Below are 17,775 nucleotides of genomic sequence, written 5' to 3' on the forward strand. Positions count from 1 at the left end.
TATGAAGTTGAAGTTATCACCAAGCCGTGTTTCCCTTCTCGCTTTGGGTGCTTTTGCGGCAGTCGTGGCTCAAGAGTTAGCCCGATCGGACGCAAAAACGCCCAGCGCTACTCCTCCCCCGTCCAATACTCCCAAAGCGAATCGCGCCCTGCCGACAGCCGCACCGCTTCCAAACTCGATCGCGATGTCTCAACCTGAAAGTCTGTTTTCGGCTGCCTCCCTCCCTACAGTTCCGAATCCCTCTGGAGTGTCACAACCTCCAGTCATCAGTCAATTGGTGACTCCACCCCCTCCACCCAAAGTAGCGGTCGCGCCTCCCAGTTTGCCTGTGGTGGATGTGAATCAATTGCCGATCGATAGCATCATCCAAGAAACGCTGAAACTTCCACCGCCACCGCCTAAAGTTGCAGTCGCTCCAACGCCCCAAGCGGCGACTGCACCGAAACCCACCACGACCGATCCTGCCGCTGTTAAAGATATCCAAGGTCATCGTGCTCAAGCCAGCATTCAAGCTTTGATGCAGCAGGGCATTATGACTGGATTTAGCGATGGAACCTTTCGACCGGATGCACCGCTGACCGATCCTCAATTTAAAGGAGTGGTGAAAAAAGTAGCCAGTCGATCGAGTACACTTGCAACCCTGCAACGCCCAAAAGATATCGTCACCCGCGCCGATGCCGCGACCTATATTCATCGGCAATTACTTAGAACCAATGCGCTAAATTCGACTCAAACTTCGACCCAAGTAGCCTCTGCGGCGTTACCTACTGTTGCGCCCAGCAATCCAGCACCAGCAGTCAATCCTGCTGCACCGAGTCGCCCCTTGCCGCCTACAACAGCACCCATTCCAGAAACGTTTACATTCTCCGGCGCAGAAGCGGATGCAGCCGATAGTGACTCTTATACCTTGGGTGCGGGCGACAAAATTCGGGTTGATATTCTCAACGTGTCAGAGTACAGCAAAGAGTATCAAGTCCTCGTCAACGGTACAGTGAACTTACAGCGGGTCGGCAGTCTGCTCGTCGCAGGAATGACTACGCAACAAGCTCAAGACGCGATCTCAGCAAAATACAGACGTTTGCTGAGAGATCCCGTGATTGATGTCAGCTTGGTGAGCGCTCGTCCGTTGAATGTCGCGATCGCGGGAGAAGTTGGTAAGCCTGGAACCTATACTCTGACGTTTGGGGAGGGAGGCAAATTCCCGACGATTACTCGACTGATTCGGGAAGCAGGCGGGATGAACTTGGCTGCGGATGCGCGTCAGGTGATTGTGCGTCGTCCGCAGCGATCGGGCGCGGATCGAGAAATTCGGCTGAATATGTGGGAACTGTTCACGACCGGAAATATCCGTCAAGATCTGACGCTGCGAGATGGAGATTCAATCCTCGTTCCAGCAGCAACTTCGGTCAACTTGGCAGAAGTGACACAACGAAAAGATGCCAACTTTAGTGTCGCGGCTCAACCTGTGAATGTCGCGATCGTCGGTGAAGTGGCACGTCCCGGACCCTACACAATTAAAGATCCCGTTCCAACGCTATCCAGTGCGATTCGAGAAGCAGGCGGGATCAAACAGCTTGCTAACCTCAAAGAAGTGAAAGTCCGTCGTAGCACCCGCAACGGAACCCCGCAAACGATTAGCGTCGATTTGTGGCAACTTCTGAGATCGGGCGACCTCAATCAAGATCTCGTCTTGCAGCAAGGCGACACGATCGAGATTCCGACCGCGCTTGCGCTCAATCCTGAAGAAGCAAGACAACTCGGAGATGCCAGCTTTGCTCCTTCATCGGTCAAGGTGACAGTCGTTGGCGAAGTGACCCGACCCGGATCGATCGATGTGGCGATGAATACACCGCTGAATCAAGCCCTGTTACAAGCAGGCGGATTTACTCGTCAAGCCAATCGTCGGCGGGTAGAACTGGTGCGACTCAACCCCAACGGAACCGTGTCGCGGCGCGATGTTTCCATCGACTTGTCGCGTGGAGTGGATGAAAAAGGAAACCCACTGCTGCGAAACGGCGATGTTCTCGTTGTCGAGCGCAATGGATTGGCGAAAACCGGGGATGCGCTTGGTAGTGTGTTAGGTCCTGTGTTCCAAATCTTGCCGTTCCGTAGCATCTTTGGATTCTAACGGTCCCTGTTCTGTCACCTGTGAACCGCTGTTTCGGCTTTCGGCGCTTCTTGCTCTCGACCTTTGTTTAGGTGATTTCATGGAAAACCAGATCAATTCAACCCTTTCCCCTGCCAGTAAAAATGGCAAAGTTCCGCATCCTCCAGAATATGTGTTGACACTTGATACGGGTGACAGTGAGGAAGACTCTGGCAAGCTGGTACAAGCTCTGCGGCGAAGAGTGGCACTGATCGCTGGAGTGACCGCTGCATCCACGGCTGCAACCTGGGCAATCACCTGGAATCAGCCCCCCATTTACGAAAGTTCGTTTTTGCTGCTGGTTGAACCCGTCAGCATTCAGACGCAGCAGGATCGAGAGCCGCTTAATCCCACGATGAAGCCGACCGAAGACGGCATGAGTTATGAAACTCAGATTGCAGTCTTGCGGAGTGCGAAATTACTTCAGCCGATCGTTGAGCAGATTAAGCAACGCTATCCGGATATTGTGAATGAGGATCTCGGCTCGAAGCTAGATATCAGCCGCCCTGAAGACACGAAGATGATTGCGGTGTCTTATCAAGACTCTGATCCCGATCGCGTTAAATTCGTTCTGGATAAGTTTGCGGAAGGCTTTTTGAAATATAGCCAGAAAGAACGCGAGACGAATCTCAGTTTTGGCATTACGTTTGTCGATCGACAGATTAAAGAGACGCGAGGACGAGTCGATACACTACAGCGGCAGCTCCAAGCCTTTCGACAGCAAAATAATTTTATTGCCCCTGAATCCTTAGCCGGACAGGTGACAAATCAAGTCCAATCAATCAACAATGAGAAATTTCAAAACGACAAAGAGATTGCCAATACTCAAAGGCAGATCGGCAGTTTGCAGGATAGTGATGGAGTTCGGGCAGCACTGGCGGCAGATGGATCTTATCAAGGTGTGTTGAATAAGGTTCGGGAGCTTGAAGCGAAACTTGCCACAGAATCGACTCGATTCCAGTCAGACACGGCTGAAATGCGGGCAATGCGCCAACAGCGAGATAGTCTCATTCCGGTGTTGCGGCAAGAAGCGCAGCGGGTATTGGGGAATCAGTTGGCAAAATTAGGAACGGATATGTCGCTGCTGGCAACGCGCCGTCAAGTCCTGAATCGAGCGGATGCGTATTGGAATGGGGAAGTTCAGCGGGTTCCTGTACTGGCACGAATCTACACGGATTTGGAGCGGGAGCGCACGGTTGCCACTGATAGTTTGACGCGGCTACTGAGTACACGCGAAAATCTTCAGATTCAAGCCGCGCAGAACGATATTCCGTGGCAGTTAATCACGCCGCCGAGCCGTCCGGGTGAGCCGACCAATTCACCGCAGCGCAATATTATTCTCGGCGCGATCGCAGGATTATTACTCGGAACTGGACTGGCGATCTTAGCCGATCGCTTCGATCGACGAATTCGCCGCATCTCGGATATCAAAAAGATCTCCAAGCTTCCTGTGTTGGGCATGATTCCGGCGGAAGCTGCTGCGCCCCGTCAGAGAACAATGCCAGCCGTTCTGCAAAATCTGCAAGATCGCACCTCGACCGATTTTGCTCAAGATGGCGCATTTACAGAAGCGTTTCGATCGCTTTATACCAATCTTTCGCTGTTGAACACCGAACATCCATTGCGCTCGATCGTCGTTAGTTCTCCCACCGCTGGAGATGGCAAAACAACGGTTGCGGTGAATTTAGCACAAGCCGCTGCTGCGATGGGTCAGCGAGTTTTATTGGTCGATGCTGACTTGCGAAATCCACAGTTAGCAGAGCGATTAGAAGTGCCAAACGATCGAGGACTAACTGAACTGGTCGCACAGAATTTGAATCCTCAAGAAGTGATTCAACGACTGGAAGCAATGGTCACGGCTGGAGGGGGCGACGAACCTTCGCTGGGACGCACGAATTTCTCGATTCTTACAGGTGGAAAGATGCCACTTGATCCGACTCGATTGTTGTCGTCTCAAAAGATGCAGCGTTTGAATGACTATTTCAAAGCCATGTATGATCTGGTGATTTTTGATGCGCCCCCTGCCTTGAGCTATGCCGATAGTAGTCTACTGGCTCCTCAAACCAATGGAATGTTAGTGGTGACGGGTGTGGGTAGGACAGACCAAGGAGATCTCAGACAAATGTTAGATACGCTACAAACCGCACGAGTTCCAGTGCTAGGAATTGTGGCGAATCGCAATGGTACGGATCTGTCTGAGGAGTAGTTCCGAGTTCAACTTGAGCTAGATGTGTTGCTGAAATCTGTACTCAGGCCTAGAGGAATCGCGTTCAAGATTTCTCTTGCGATGGATAGAAATCGCGATCGACATTGCCTAGAATCTGAGCTATCGAAAAGGAAAGCCCGATAGTGACAGGCTGATGTTCGATCGCACAATTGGCATTCAAAACACTACTTCAAGTTGATAAGGAAAGTCGGAATATGTCTGAACCGAATGGCGTGATGATGCAGTACTTTCATTGGTACTTGCCGAGCGATGGAACATTCTGGAATGAGCTTGCAGAAAAGTCTGAAGAACTCGCACAAGCTGGTATCACAGCGCTTTGGTTGCCCCCTGCTTATAAAGGGGTTGGTGGTGGATATGAAGTGGGATACGGCGTTTATGATATGTACGACTTGGGGGAATTTGATCAGAAAGGAACAGTTCGTACCAAGTACGGCACAAAAGACGAATATATCAAAGCGGTTAAAGCGGCTCAGGCAGCAGGAATGATGGTCTATGCGGATGTGGTATTTAATCACCGCATGGGTGCAGACCATGAAGAAGTGGTTGAAGCAACTCCATTCAGTCAGGACAATCGAGGAGAAGTGATCGGAGAATACAAGCCTGTGAAAGCTTGGACGCATTTCACCTTTCCCGGACGGGGCGGCAAGTATTCTAAGATGGAATGGCATTGGTGGCACTTTGATGCGATCGACTACAACGAGTACGAGAAGCAACAGCAAGCCGTCTATCTGCTCAAAGGTAAGGAATTTGATCAGAACGTAGATCTAGAGAAAGGCAACTTCGACTTTCTCATGGGCTGTGATTTGGATATGAGCAATCCGGAAGTCCGCGAGGAACTGAAGCGCTGGGGGGAATGGTACTACGACACAACCGGAGTGGATGGTTTCCGGTTTGATGCAGCGAAACACGTGACGGCTCCATTCTTCCGAGAGTGGCTGGAACACATGCAGAACTATGGTCAGCGGGATCTGTTTGCGGTTGCAGAGTACTGGTCGTATGAAGTGGAAGCACTGCACTATTTCATTGAAGCAACGCAAGGAAAGGTCGCGGTGTTTGATGCACCGTTGCACTACAATTTCCATGCCGCGAGTCGATCGGGCAATAGCTATGATATGCGCCAGATTTTTGATAATACGGTTGTGCAACAGCAACCGTGTCTCGCGGTCACAATGGTCGATAACCATGATTCTCAGCCGTTGCAGTCGTTAGAATCTCCGGTTGAATCCTGGTTCAAACCGTTAGCTTATGCGTTGATTCTGCTGCGGTGTGAAGGTTATCCTTGCATTTTTTATCCTGCCTATTATGGTGCTTGCTACCGTGACTATGGTGGCGATGGGAATGAACATGAAGTCTGGATCGATAGTCATCGCTGGCTGATCGATAAGTTCTTGTATGCGCGACGGGAATATGCTTACGGGGATCAATACAACTATTTTGATCATCCGAATTTAGTGGGCTGGACGCGCTTAGGGAATGAAGAGCATCCGGGTGGAATGGCAGTCGTGCTGAGTAACGGAGACGGGGGAAGTAAATGGATGGAAGTGGGACACTGCGATCGCACTTACATCGATATGACTGAGCACGTAAAAGAACCCGTTACGACCAATGAACACGGCTGGGGTGAATTCCGCTGTAATGGTGGTTCTGTCTCGGTTTGGGTTCCGCAAGCCTAAAAGAAAAATCTCCGATCGTGGTGATTCGCGATCGGAGATTTCAATTTAGCAATCAACGCTTAGAAACTAAACTGGGTGCGAATGTTGCCAACATACACGGTTGGATTTGCATCAAAGTTATTCGGATTGAAGATTGCATAGAACGTTGGCACGATCGCAATCTTGTCCGAGATTGGGAAAAAGTACGAAGCTTCCAGTTCATACTGGGTTCCGCCATCTCCGCCACCCGCTGCAAAGAAGCGACGACCGCGAGTAATATCCATCGGCATCACGAATGCGATCGTAGCTTGTGCGCCTTTTTTACCCAAATCAGGGAAAGCCGCTCCGATTTGGAAGGATTGCGTATCGACTCGACCATTCACTGGATTCAATCGAGTGTTTGCAAAGCTATACCGTCCAAACAATCCAATTCCAGGCGTGATCAACCAGTCGAAGTTCACACCAAACATATTGGCGTAAGCATATCGCAGTCCACCATCGCTCACCGTTCCAGTGATCGGATCAAAGACCGAAGCTCCAGGGACTCCTGCATCTAAGTAACCGTAGGGGATGGGTTCCCCGATCGCACCGCCAACTTGTCCGCCGTAAGCTTGAATCCGCGAGTAGTTGTACTGCAAACGCAGATTGAAATTGTCGCTCGGTGAGAAAGTCAATTCGGCTGAAGCAGTGTTGGTTCCACCAAATAATCCGAATCTTGGATTGCTAGAGGTGTTGAAGCCGAACTGAGACGGGAGAAACTCGGTGTTCTCGCCCAGATAGCCCAATGCTAAACGGAACTGGCGGCTCAGTTGAACTTCGACCACGGCTCCTGAACCTCGATCGATCGAATTCGATTGAGTACTATTTGAAGTGTCGAAGCTGGCTCCTGATGCAAAGATGTTCAGAAAGCGATTGCCATCAAAGTGTCGATACCAGTTAATTCGAGGACCAACTGTGACCTTGACTGCTTCACCGAGCGGGAAGCTATAAAACAAATCACGAATGACAATATCACTCGCTCCGTTCACGGTTCCGGCTGTCTGGTCGGTAAACGGTGCACCGCTGGCATTGAAGAATCCGGCTGAGGCGTACTGGTTATAAGGCGAGATGCCATTTCCAGCCGCCAATTGAGTCACCAGGTTATCTCTGCCCGTGAACGAAGTACTGAGTGTGAGCCAGGTTAGGAAACTGAGTGTCGTTTCAGGATCAGGTGCGACTGAAGCGATCGGAGTTCCCGCTGCGGTTCTGACTCCTGCAAATCTCGCATCTGCTGGCGAACCTGGAACACCCTCAAACAAGACATCGCGACCTGCACTGGCATTCGTGATATTGAAGTAAGCGTTCCCGAATAGCTTCGTTGTGGTTGAGAATTGTTGTCGCTCTAAAGTCGTGGTGCGAGCTTCTAGAGCATCAACGCGACCGCGAATCGTTGCGAGTTCTGCGGCGAATTGTTCTTGAAGTTTTTGCAGCGTGGCGAGATCTTCTTTTTTAACTAAGTCTGCGGTTGCGGCTGCGATTAGTTCATTAATGCGATCGAGACAAGCGTTCAATCCCGCTGCAAATTCAAACCGCGTTAAGGCTCGATTTCCCCGATAAGTTCGATCGGGATATCCTGCAATACAGCCATAGCGCTCGACCAAGGATTGCAGCGCTTGAAATGCCCAATCAGTTGGGCGGACATCGCTAAATTGCGAAACGGAGGTGACTTGCTCCATTCCGGGGGCAGCCTCAGTCGATTCCAGAGTCGCGACACTGTTAACTTGATCAAAATTCGGAGATGCCTCTTTGACATCCGATTTGACTTTGAGCGAAGGTGCTGAGACTTGCAGCGTTTCCGAGGCGAAGTCTTTGACCTGAGATGCGATCGAGGTTGTCTGAACTTCTGAAGTTTGCAGTTTTTCCGACGCTTGAGCAGACTGCATCCAGACCAAAGTCGCTGGAGCCGCTAACCACAGCTTCCAGTAACGAGAAGGATTTAACATTTTTCTCACACCATAGAGAATTCAATCAATGATGTATCGTATCAGACATTCCCTTAAGCGGATGTAGCTTCTTAGACGAATTATTGAGATCGCTTCATTCTCTCAATCTCTCGCTGCAATTCTTCGATCTGTCGCTTCAATTGATCCGCTTCTCCGTTCTGCGGATCTACCTTGATCGATCCTTCGGCTCCGACTCTCACATAGTTTCCCTGACGAATGTTTTGGAACTCTGAGGAAGCCGACCATTCTTGCAAGAATCGAATTCGCTCGATCGTAAATGGATGCGAAAGAAACACACCATTAGAAACATCGTTGTACAGGGAGAATTTATAAAGCTGATTCAGTTGATCATTATCGAGTTCTTGATAGCGATCGCTTTGTTTGATCAGTTCGTCTAAACTCATTTCATGAGCATATTTGAGCGAACCTCCTGCTAGTCGCATCATTCCCTGTAAGGTTGGGTTGAGTTCATCCATCACGAGCAATGAAGCGCGATCGGCAGAGAGTTCTGCTTTTCTCAACCATTCATAGAATGCCAACATCAATCCAGTGCTGATAAAGCTACTCAGACCGAATGTTAGATCCGCTAAACCTGCGATCGCAAAGTTCGCCCACATTGCCATTTGAGTCAGCGTCGTATGCCCACACTTAAGATGTCCGAGTTCGTGAGCAATTACCGATCGTAGTTCTGATTCAGACAGCAAATCCAGTAATGCACTGTTCAGCACCACACAAGGTTTCTCTTGTCCAAGCGCATACGCATTCACAGAGGGTGCTTGAGAGACAAATAATGCAGGTTCTGGAGAAACATCTAAAGACTGCAAACATTCGCGAAAGATTTGATAGACACTTGAGAACTGTCGAACGCCAACTTGAATCGTATTGCCCATGAGATAAATGTAGCGGGGACGTTCGTAGACAAATTCCACGAATTTACGGGCAACCAGATCAAATCCGGGGACACTTCTTAAGGCTTCTTCAGCTTGTCGATCGAGCGGATGGCGAAAGGCTTCACTCGAAATTCCGGGATAGTTTGGCATCGCAAATCTTCTACTTGAATCAGGTTTATCAACGCTAACATACACACTTAATTTCCTGAATTGATCAAGACTCTGGCTCAAAACCCTAGCAGCAAATCGGTCGAAAGTTACTCTGACAGGTTAAGCAATGGGAGATCGACATACGAAATCAAATAACGCGATCGCCAAATCAGATAATGCATGTGCGAAATCAGATAATGCTTATGTCAATTCAGATTCGACATAAGCAAAACTTAAGAATGCAACTCCATTATCTAATTTTGCAAGTGCAGAATCAGATAATGGAAGTCCTGAAATTGATTTTCTTTGTCGCAAAGTTGATTTCGGACATCGCAATTAAAGTTTGATTGATTAAATTTACTCTTATGCAGCAAACTATTCCGATCGCAGATCTCCAATCTTTTCTCTCAGACGATCCAGTTCAACAGCAAGATTTCGTTTTGACGATCGGAAAAGCCCTAGAAGAAATCGGCTTCTTTGCGCTGGTGAATCATGGAGTCGATCGCGCCCTAATCCAACGCGCTTATCAATTGGCAGAAGAATTTTTCAAGCTACCCGACGAAACGAAGTTGCGCTACGAAGATCCGAAACTGAATGGACAGAGAGGATTCACCCGATTCGGGAAAGAACACGCAAAAGATCATCCAGTTCCCGACTTAAAAGAATTTTGGCACGTCGGACGGGAGAATCATTTAGCCAATCTTGATGCGATCGAGGTTCCTGAGTTTCGATCAACGATGAATCAGCTATACGCTCAACTCGAACACTGTGCCGTGAGACTGCTCGAAGCGTGTGCATTGTATCTCGGAGAAGATCGATCGTTCTTGAGCGAAACCACGATCGATGCCGATACGATCTTGCGAATCATTCACTATCCGCCGATTCCCGAAGATGTGAATCCTGCCAGTTTACGATCGGCTCCACACGAAGACATTAATCTGATCACGCTACTCTGTGAAGCGACTGAGAGCGGATTAGAACTCTTGCAGCGCGATGGAACCTGGAGAGCAATTCCGAATATCGAAGGTCAAATTATTGTTGATAGTGGCGATATGTTGCAGCAATTGACCAATGGATTGCTGAAAAGTACCACGCATCGAGTCGTCAATCCAGGCGATCGATCACGTCGATTCTCGATGCCATTCTTTGTTCATCCCGTTGGTAAAACCGATTTAACGCCGCTCCAAAGTTGCATTGACAAAACGGGCGGCGTAACTCGATTTCCCAAAATCACCGCAGGAGAATACTTACATCAGCGACTTATCGAAATCGGGCTGAAATAAGTTAGCCACCCGCTGCAAACGTTGCCATAATTGCCACAGACAGCAAGATCCCAGGGATTAGCATCAAAATCAGCAGGAATAAATCGTGGGTGTTCATTTTGCGATCGCTCCGAAAGTTCTAACTTGTCTTCATTCTAGGCAACACGATCGAGATCTTTTCCTATCTGGAGATTGAGAAACCCTTAAATTTTGGCGATGAATAACTTCTCCTTCGACGAATTGCAAAAGAAAGATTTGCTCACAGCACTGGGTTTGTGGCTTGTAGTGGAAGCGGTGAGCTTTGTGCTGTTCCCAACGATCGGGTTAATTAATCCAGGCGCTAGACTGAGAACATGGTTTCTGCTGAGTGTGCCGTTTGGATTGGGTGGCGCTGCTTTGTTGAGTATGAGTTCTCGCTTTGTGGCGACCGCAGGTGAACGAGGACAGAGAAAGATGGCTTCGTTTATTGGTCAGTTTGGCGGCTGGATTGGACTCGCAGGAATTATGTTTCCGTTTTTGGTGGTGTGTATTGAGTTCTTCTCAACCCTAGATTTACCAAGATGAAACAAGCTTTAAAAGAATGGTCGATCGCAGTTCAAGCTTTGGAGCAAGGGGAAACGATTTTGCTCCTTCGCAAAGGTGGCATTCGAGAAGAAAAGGGACGCTTTGAAGTTCCGTTTCGCCAAGTGTTGCTCTATCCCACGTTCGAGCATCAAGATCCAAACCTGCTCAAGCAACCGAATTTAGTGGAGCGAGTTGAATCGGGCTGGCATCCTGAAACGATCGACATTTCTTCTTACGCTGAGATTACCGATGTCCTTCAAGTCAGCGAACCCGATGTGGTGCGATCGCTGATTCCTTTCCACATTTGGAACGATCGCTTTGTCGAAGAGCGGCTGAAATGGAAACCTCGATCGCCGTTATATTTACTGTTATTAAAAGTGTTTCGTTTACCTGAAACTCAAACGATTCAGTATCGAGAGGCTTATGGCGGATGTCGATCGTGGATTGAAATCGATGAAGTGTCGATCGAGAACGCGATTCCGGTATTCACCGAAGCGGAATATCAAGAACGAGTTCGACAGATTCGAGACATTGCTTTGGAAAGTTCGATCGTGCGTTGAGTTTTGCTGATTGACCGATGATGCAAATCTTCGGCAAACCGAATCGAGGGCAAAATCTCTAGAAGGTTTGCCACAGAGATTACAATTTCTGGAAATATCGAACTTCGTCACCGTAATGTCAGAGCAATTTCCCGCAGAAGAACCAGAAACAGTTTCAAGTTTGTCGCAAGCGATTAATCAACTAATCGATTATGTATGTCGTAGTCAGCGGGACTTTGAAGTTCGATTACAGACCTTAGAGAATCGTACCGCCGATTTAGAAGAACGTACATTCAATCGATTTGCTCAAGTCAGTGATGCGCTGTTCAACCTAACAGAAGTCACACAAAATTTAGCGATCGCTCAAACACAAACCTTTGAACGACTCGATCAAGTCCTCGATCGGATTGATGAAATGCAATCAGAAATTCGTGGACTGCAAACCGAAAATCGTCGCACACTAGAACTGCTCGAACGACGATTGCCGCCTGAATCTTAAACGAATGCAGCGTTGAACCTAAACTGTTGAAATCTTGATTATCCGATTGCAGCGATCGAATGCCATCGAATTAAAATCGGGATGATAGGATTTGAACCTACGACCCCCTCGTCCCGAACGAGGTGCGCTACCAAGCTGCGCTACATCCCGAAAAGCATTTTTGCAATGCGTATTTCATATTAGATCAAGTTTGCGCTTGCGTCGAGTAATTTGCTGAAAATCCCGAACTTGTTAAGATAAACAATGCAAAACGCGATCGCACAATAGGTAAAACCGTGGTTGTTAAACCGGACTGGCTACGAGTCAAAGCTCCTCAGTGGGAGCGAGTCGGCAACGTCAAAGAAGTCTTACGAGATCTCGCACTCAATACCGTGTGCGAAGAAGCTTCCTGTCCCAATATTGGGGAGTGCTTCAGTAACGGAACGGCAACTTTTCTGATTATGGGTCCGGCTTGTACTCGTGCGTGTCCTTATTGCGATATCGATTTCGAGAAGAAACCACAACCGCTTGACCCGACTGAACCGACACGATTGGCAGAAGCGGTCAGACGAATGGGATTAAATCATGTGGTGGTAACTTCGGTGAATCGGGATGATTTGCCGGATGGAGGCGCATCGCAGTTTGTTCGCTGTATTGAAGAGATTCGAGCGGTTTCGCCTAAGACTACGATCGAAGTTCTGATCCCCGATTTATGCGGCAATTGGGACGCGCTGAAAATCATTTTAAGTGCATCACCGGAAGTGCTGAATCACAATACTGAAACGATTCCTCGGTTGTATCGGCGGGTTCGTCCTCAAGGTGATTATGCTCGATCTCTAGAATTGCTCAAGCAAGTTCGGCAAATCAATCCAAAGGTTTATACCAAGTCTGGAATCATGGTTGGACTCGGTGAAACGGATGCGGAAGTGCGCCAAACGATGCAGGATTTGAGAGCGGCAGACTGCGACATTTTGACGATCGGGCAATATCTCCAACCGACTCAGAAACATTTGGGCGTACAGGATTTTGTCACGCCTGAACAGTTCGATGCTTGGCGGGAATTTGGCGAATCGATCGGCTTTTTACAAGTGGTTTCGACTCCGTTGACTCGCAGTTCGTATCATGCTGAACAAGTTCAAGCTTTGATGCAACTGTATCCGAGATGAGAATTGCAGTGATTGGGGCGGGAGCTTGGGGATCGACGCTGGCAGGATTGGCGCGGGAGAATGGGCATGAGATTGCAGTCTGGTCACGTCGGAGTGAACGATCGCTAAACGAAACGATTTCCGAATCTGAACTTCTGATCTCAGCGGTTTCGATGAAAGGAGTGCGATCGGTCATTGAACAAATGTCGATCGCGATTCCTACAATCGTCACTGCTACGAAAGGATTAGATCCAGAATCGGGAAACGAAACCGCTTTACCCTTATTGCCTTCGCAAGTTTGGCAAGCGGCATTTCCAGAAAGCTCGATCGCGGTTTTATCCGGTCCCAATCTCTCAAAAGAAATTCAGCAAGGTTTACCCGCTGCGAGTGTGGTGGCGCATTCGGATCAAACCATTGCCGATCGCATTCAGCAAGCTTTTTCCTCGGCTCGATTTCGGGTGTATACGAATGCTGATCCACTTGGCGTTGAACTGGGTGGAACGTTGAAGAATGTAATTGCGATCGCGGTTGGAGCTTGCGACGGATTGCAGCTTGGAACAAATGCGAAATCCGCTTTAGTCACTCGTGGACTGGCGGAAATGATTCGGTTGGGGACGCATTGGGGCGCGAAGCCTGAGACGTTTTATGGATTGTCCGGTTTAGGAGATTTGCTCGCGACTTGTAGTAGTTCGCTGAGTCGAAATTATCAAGTAGGATATGGACTGGCGCAAGGAAAAACGCTCTCTGAAGTGTTGGCGAATTTGGAAGGAACCGCTGAGGGAATTAATACAACTCAGGTTTTGGTGAAATTAGCGCAGGCACAAGGAATTTCGATGCCAATTTCGGTGCAAGTCGATCGATTGTTGCGCGGAGAGATTACACCTCGATCGGCAGTTGGAGAACTGATGCAGCGAGATAGTAAACCGGAAAGCGTTTGATGAGCGAGATCGCGCTTTGCTAAGGCGATCGATTTCTCAATTTATTCCCATAATCGTTGAACCTTGTAAGCATCTAAGATGGCATCTCGACTGACCAAGACTAGAGAATGCGTTAGGGCTTGGGCAACGAGCATTCGATCGAACGGGTCACGGTGGTGTAGGGGTAAGGAACGATACGCTACTGCGCTCTCGAAGGTAAGCGGAAGAATTTCGATTTTGGATGCAGCAATGTCCGCATCCAACGTCTCGAAAGGCGTGAGCAACGTTAGTTTACCGACATTGAGTTTGATGGCAATTTCCCAGATAGAGACGATGCTGACAAAAACTGCATCAGCATTCTCGATTTGTTGTTTCAGAACTGGGGGCAAATTTGCATCTTCATTGAGAAACCAAAGAAATGTGTGCGTATCCAGAAGCATTTGGGGTTTGACCTTACATATACTCTTTGAGATCTTCAAGCGGAGCATCAAAATCTTCCGCTAAAACAATTTTGCCTTTTAATCGTCCTGCTTGACGTTTCTTCGGTTGAGTTGGCTGAGGCGCGGGTGCCGTGTATCGCGCTTTGAGAAATTCGATATAGTGCAAAACTTCTTGCTGGAGAGGATCGGGCAGTTGTTTTAGGTTTTCTAAGATCTCTGTTTCTAACATCGTTGATTTCTAAAACGGGTTATTCATTATGATACGCAACCTGCCTTTACGGATGAAGGAATGCGTCTACTCTGTGGGGGAACTGCTTTGCAATGGCAGAAGTAGGGTGGCTTCAATCTCTTCGCGGACTTCGCGGCTGACGTAACACTCGCTGTTGAGGCAGTCTACGAGAAGCTTGTTTGCATTGTAGTACTGCTGAAGGAGCGCTTGTTGAGCATTGGTGAACCGCCAATCGTGTCCAATATTACGATGCTGAATCATGACTTGTCTAAGCTGTTGAATCCAAGCGCGTCCATTGTGTTTCCACCATTGTTTGTAATCTTTCCAATCGTTAGTTAAGGGATGTTCATTTTGGAGTCGCTGTAATTCTTGCTGCAACTCGGCATCAGAAGCGAGAGCGCGGACGAGAACGAGGATGCACGCAAGGGCAAAGGTGCGGGCAAAATCGCGGGCGGAATCACGGGTGAGATCAGTGAAACGATCGAGATCGAGATGGTGATCAAGGGAGTGATCGATGTCGAGAACTCGGCTAAGGAAGCGATCGAGGTCGAGATTGCAATCAAGGTTATAGGAAGGTACACGGTTGCTGAGGAGGTCAAGAATGAAGTTAAGGCGATCAGGAGCGAGAGCATTATTGAGAGCATCATCGAAAGCGCGGTCGAGAGTACCATCCGAGTTCAGGTCGATGTCGCGTACAAGGTTGCGATCAAGGGCAGAGTGGAGAGGACGATTGGGAGCAAAGTACAAGGCTCGGATGGCAGCGGATTTGTAAGGGGCATCTACTGAACTGGATTTTTGTTCAACCCAACTCAGGAATTGTTGCAATTTCTCATCCTGGGCAAGAATACGATCGATCTCCTCTTTCATCAGCGTTAACAGATAATCCGCACTGTCCATCCGTTCCACGACTATCAGAAACACTTCCCGCCATCGCTTTTCTGCAACATGAGTCACTAACCGCTTCAATGCAGTTTCCTGAGCCGTTGGATCGGTAATATCCAAAATATTCTTTGCTGTGAAATGCTCATGGAATGTTAGATGCGAAAACGAATAAATATCGGTAGCGCGTTCTGTCAATAATCCATGTTGAGCCTCGATCGACTTTAGAACCGCACGACTATCAACCAACAACGCCTCTGGATCAGTTTTCGCATCTGGCAAATTCTGAATATATCGGCTAATTAGCTTTTCAGCAGTATGCACTCGGAAAAAATACTCACCGCGCTCAAAGGTTTGCATTGCGAGTTGACCCAACAAACTGACTTTGCGATGCGTGGGTAATCGCTTATAAACCTCTTCCCGCTTAATCCGCCGCTGTCCATCCCACTTCGTCAGTAGAATGTTTAGCGCCCGTTCATACAATTCCGCTCGGCTTGAGGGAAACTCTGAAGACTCCTCAAACTCCAAACACAGTAACGTCAGTAGCAGAGGATTTGTCCCTAACTCTTTGATCGGTTCGCGTTCCTCCAAGGTTTGCCAAAAGAGAAGCCCGATCGTTGACCGTCCCTCTTTATCCACTTGCTCAGGCTCTTTCGTTTTGAACCATTTATCCGCAAACTCCTGAATCTGCTCATCTGTGAAATCAGCGACTTCAACCTCTGTAAACTGCTCAAATACGTACTCTCGTGCAGCAATCCGACAGGTAATCATGATCGAAGTCTGATCATATCGTTGAGCAAACTCCCGAATCTCTTGCAATACACGATCGTGCTGCGCTTCTAGCACTTCATCCAAGCCATCAAGTAAGACTAATCCTCGCCCGTGAAGCAGCAATCGATCGACATCGGTGACAGAAAGCGCAGGCGCAAAAGATCGGGCAATGAAATCCGTTAATCTGGGCTGACCGTCTGTTTCGGCAAACTCTTTCAATGTGACAAAAATTGGCACTCGTTCCGGCAAAAACTCACCTTGATTGCACACTGTTGCCAACCGTCTGAGAAAGGTGGTTTTCCCCGCACCCGGTCGCCCCAAAATCATCAACTGCTTCTGTTCGCGCACCGCCTGTAACCCATCAACGCGCTGTTCTCGGACTTGCCCTAAAAAGAAGCGATCGAACGTTTCGGCTGTACAGCCCCGCATCAATTCATCCAAGTCACGCCGAGTCTTGCCAGTGATTCTCTCCAAAATATTCACATCGGTGTAGATTGCCGCAATTCCGATCGGTTGCCGCATATCTAACACCCGCATCCAGCCACAGCGCCGATCGAGATCGGCATATCCTTGCTGTCGCGCCCGCTGAACCAACGCTTCAATTTCAGGACTCGTTTCTCGTTCGGGTAACTCTGGGACAGCGATCTCCTCCCAATTCAGCCCCAACTCCTTGCAAATGTCGAGGAAGTAATCAACGTCGATCGCATTGCCGTTTAACAAGCTCCAAATCGTTTGACGAGAACAATTCACCTTCGCTGCCAAAACCGTCTGCGACATTCTTTTGCGCTTCAGAATTTTCCGAATCAGAGCGATCCCGTCTGGAGAAGCTTGCAGCGATCGTCTTGCCATACTCTTACAACTCTTACAACTTGTACACCAAAGCCAAACGCTTGCCCTGACCAAATTTCAGCGATTCTCGATTTTGATAGTGAGTAGGGAGCGCTCCCCCAGCCCTAATTTCACTCTCCAAATCAATCATGAAAAAGATTACACCCCCTTTCAAACGTCATTATCATCCTGAAATCGAACAAAAGATCGCTCAAGAACGTCTCCGACAAGCGAGAAATGCCTCCAATATTGCTCATAGCTCTGCCGTGATTGCAATCGGGGTGAGTTTTCTCGGTTGGTTTTGGGTGTTCACAGGTAAAGCGCCTGAAGGTGCATTAGCGACAACTGGCGGAACGGCTTCGAGTGTTCTTTGCTATCGCATCGCAAAAGATGCCAACGATCGATTAGATGGTCTTCTCAAAGAGTTGACCGATTAAGAGAAAAGCGCGATCGCACTTCCGAATCTTACATCCGCGATCGCGCTGCTTGATTCCCAAAACTCGTACCCTTATTCCAGAGCGGGGAGCAAATTTCCAGCGATTCGCTCCTCGTATTTCCAACTCCGGAGAAAGCATCCGACAAGTTGCATCTTTATTCCAAAGACGGGAATCAATCTCCTAGACCTTGCACCTTTATTCCAGCGATCGCCAAGAAGTTGACTTGTCATTGATCCCAG

General features: G+C 48.5%; 16 protein-coding genes and 1 tRNA gene. 10 read left to right on the forward strand and 7 right to left on the reverse strand.

Going from position 1 to position 17,775, the window contains the following annotated elements:
* Position 1: 1 nt before the first annotated feature.
* From ACQ4M5_RS19075 to ACQ4M5_RS19085, 3 genes are all read left to right on the forward strand, one after another.
* A complete protein-coding gene (locus tag ACQ4M5_RS19075; RefSeq protein WP_430677253.1) occupies positions 2-2,128 on the forward strand; it encodes an SLBB domain-containing protein in 2,127 nt (708 codons plus the stop codon).
* A 79-nt stretch (positions 2,129-2,207) separates the two neighbouring features.
* On the forward strand, positions 2,208-4,352 hold the full coding sequence (locus tag ACQ4M5_RS19080) for a GumC family protein (protein ID WP_430677254.1): 2,145 nt from the start codon (positions 2,208-2,210) through the stop codon (positions 4,350-4,352).
* 215 nt (positions 4,353-4,567) lie between these two features.
* Positions 4,568-6,046 carry an alpha-amylase gene (locus tag ACQ4M5_RS19085; RefSeq protein ID WP_430677255.1) on the forward strand — a complete coding sequence of 493 codons (1,479 nt, stop codon included), beginning with the start codon at positions 4,568-4,570 and terminating at the stop codon, positions 6,044-6,046.
* A gap of 59 nt (positions 6,047-6,105) precedes the next feature.
* Here the strand turns inward: ACQ4M5_RS19085 and ACQ4M5_RS19090 are convergent, their stop codons facing one another.
* Positions 6,106-8,007, reverse strand: coding sequence for an iron uptake porin (locus ACQ4M5_RS19090; protein WP_430677256.1), 1,902 nt, complete (start codon positions 8,005-8,007; stop codon positions 6,106-6,108).
* Positions 8,008-8,087: 80 nt separating this feature from the next.
* Positions 8,088-9,047 (reverse strand): M48 family metallopeptidase, encoded by a 960-nt coding sequence (locus ACQ4M5_RS19095; RefSeq protein WP_430677257.1) that lies wholly within the window; start codon positions 9,045-9,047, stop codon positions 8,088-8,090.
* A gap of 365 nt (positions 9,048-9,412) precedes the next feature.
* Here ACQ4M5_RS19095 and ACQ4M5_RS19100 point away from each other — a divergent pair, with 365 nt between their 5' ends.
* From ACQ4M5_RS19100 to ACQ4M5_RS19115, 4 genes are all read left to right on the forward strand, one after another.
* Complete coding sequence (locus ACQ4M5_RS19100) at positions 9,413-10,330, forward strand: isopenicillin N synthase family dioxygenase (RefSeq protein ID WP_430677258.1); 918 nt, start codon at positions 9,413-9,415, stop codon at positions 10,328-10,330.
* Between the two features lie 195 nt (positions 10,331-10,525).
* Positions 10,526-10,873: a hypothetical protein gene (locus tag ACQ4M5_RS19105; RefSeq protein ID WP_430677259.1), complete on the forward strand. Its 348-nt coding sequence runs from the start codon at positions 10,526-10,528 to the stop codon at positions 10,871-10,873.
* Positions 10,870-11,433, forward strand: a complete 564-nt coding sequence (locus tag ACQ4M5_RS19110) for a DUF1802 family protein (protein ID WP_430677260.1) — start codon at positions 10,870-10,872, stop codon at positions 11,431-11,433. The genes ACQ4M5_RS19105 and ACQ4M5_RS19110 overlap by 4 nt, the downstream gene beginning before the upstream one ends.
* A gap of 10 nt (positions 11,434-11,443) precedes the next feature.
* Positions 11,444-11,911, forward strand: coding sequence for a hypothetical protein (locus tag ACQ4M5_RS19115; RefSeq protein WP_430677261.1), 468 nt, complete (start codon positions 11,444-11,446; stop codon positions 11,909-11,911).
* Between the two features lie 76 nt (positions 11,912-11,987).
* Here the strand turns inward: ACQ4M5_RS19115 and ACQ4M5_RS19120 are convergent.
* Positions 11,988-12,061, reverse strand: a tRNA-Pro gene (locus tag ACQ4M5_RS19120).
* 125 nt (positions 12,062-12,186) lie between these two features.
* On the opposite strand from ACQ4M5_RS19120, the gene lipA reads away from it, so the two are divergent.
* Positions 12,187-13,056 carry a lipoyl synthase gene (gene lipA, locus ACQ4M5_RS19125; protein ID WP_430677262.1) on the forward strand — a complete coding sequence of 290 codons (870 nt, stop codon included), beginning with the start codon at positions 12,187-12,189 and terminating at the stop codon, positions 13,054-13,056.
* Positions 13,053-13,973, forward strand: coding sequence for an NAD(P)H-dependent glycerol-3-phosphate dehydrogenase (locus ACQ4M5_RS19130; protein ID WP_430677263.1), 921 nt, complete (start codon positions 13,053-13,055; stop codon positions 13,971-13,973). Before lipA ends, ACQ4M5_RS19130 begins: the two co-directional genes overlap by 4 nt.
* A gap of 41 nt (positions 13,974-14,014) precedes the next feature.
* Here ACQ4M5_RS19130 and ACQ4M5_RS19135 read toward each other — a convergent pair whose 3' ends face one another.
* The 3 genes from ACQ4M5_RS19135 to ACQ4M5_RS19145 all read right to left on the reverse strand — a co-directional run bounded on the left by ACQ4M5_RS19135 (position 14,015) and on the right by ACQ4M5_RS19145 (position 17,120).
* A complete protein-coding gene (locus ACQ4M5_RS19135) occupies positions 14,015-14,392 on the reverse strand; it encodes a type II toxin-antitoxin system VapC family toxin (RefSeq protein ID WP_430677264.1) in 378 nt (125 codons plus the stop codon).
* A 13-nt stretch (positions 14,393-14,405) separates the two neighbouring features.
* A complete protein-coding gene (vapB, locus tag ACQ4M5_RS19140) occupies positions 14,406-14,621 on the reverse strand; it encodes a type II toxin-antitoxin system VapB family antitoxin (RefSeq protein WP_430677265.1) in 216 nt (71 codons plus the stop codon).
* Positions 14,622-14,687: 66 nt separating this feature from the next.
* Positions 14,688-17,120 (reverse strand): NACHT C-terminal helical domain 2-containing protein, encoded by a 2,433-nt coding sequence (locus tag ACQ4M5_RS19145; protein WP_430677266.1) that lies wholly within the window; start codon positions 17,118-17,120, stop codon positions 14,688-14,690.
* 128 nt (positions 17,121-17,248) lie between these two features.
* Here ACQ4M5_RS19145 and ACQ4M5_RS19150 point away from each other — a divergent pair, with 128 nt between their 5' ends.
* Complete coding sequence (locus tag ACQ4M5_RS19150; protein WP_430677267.1) at positions 17,249-17,536, forward strand: TRADD-N-associated membrane domain-containing protein; 288 nt, start codon at positions 17,249-17,251, stop codon at positions 17,534-17,536.
* Between the two features lie 71 nt (positions 17,537-17,607).
* Here ACQ4M5_RS19150 and ACQ4M5_RS19155 read toward each other — a convergent pair whose 3' ends face one another.
* Positions 17,608-17,766, reverse strand: coding sequence for a hypothetical protein (locus tag ACQ4M5_RS19155; protein WP_430677268.1), 159 nt, complete (start codon positions 17,764-17,766; stop codon positions 17,608-17,610).
* Between the last annotated feature and the right edge of the window lie 9 nt (positions 17,767-17,775).

It is taken from the genome of Leptolyngbya sp. AN10, assembly GCF_050565645.1.
In the GTDB taxonomy this organism is placed as follows: Bacteria; Cyanobacteriota; Cyanobacteriia; order Leptolyngbyales; family Leptolyngbyaceae; genus Leptolyngbya.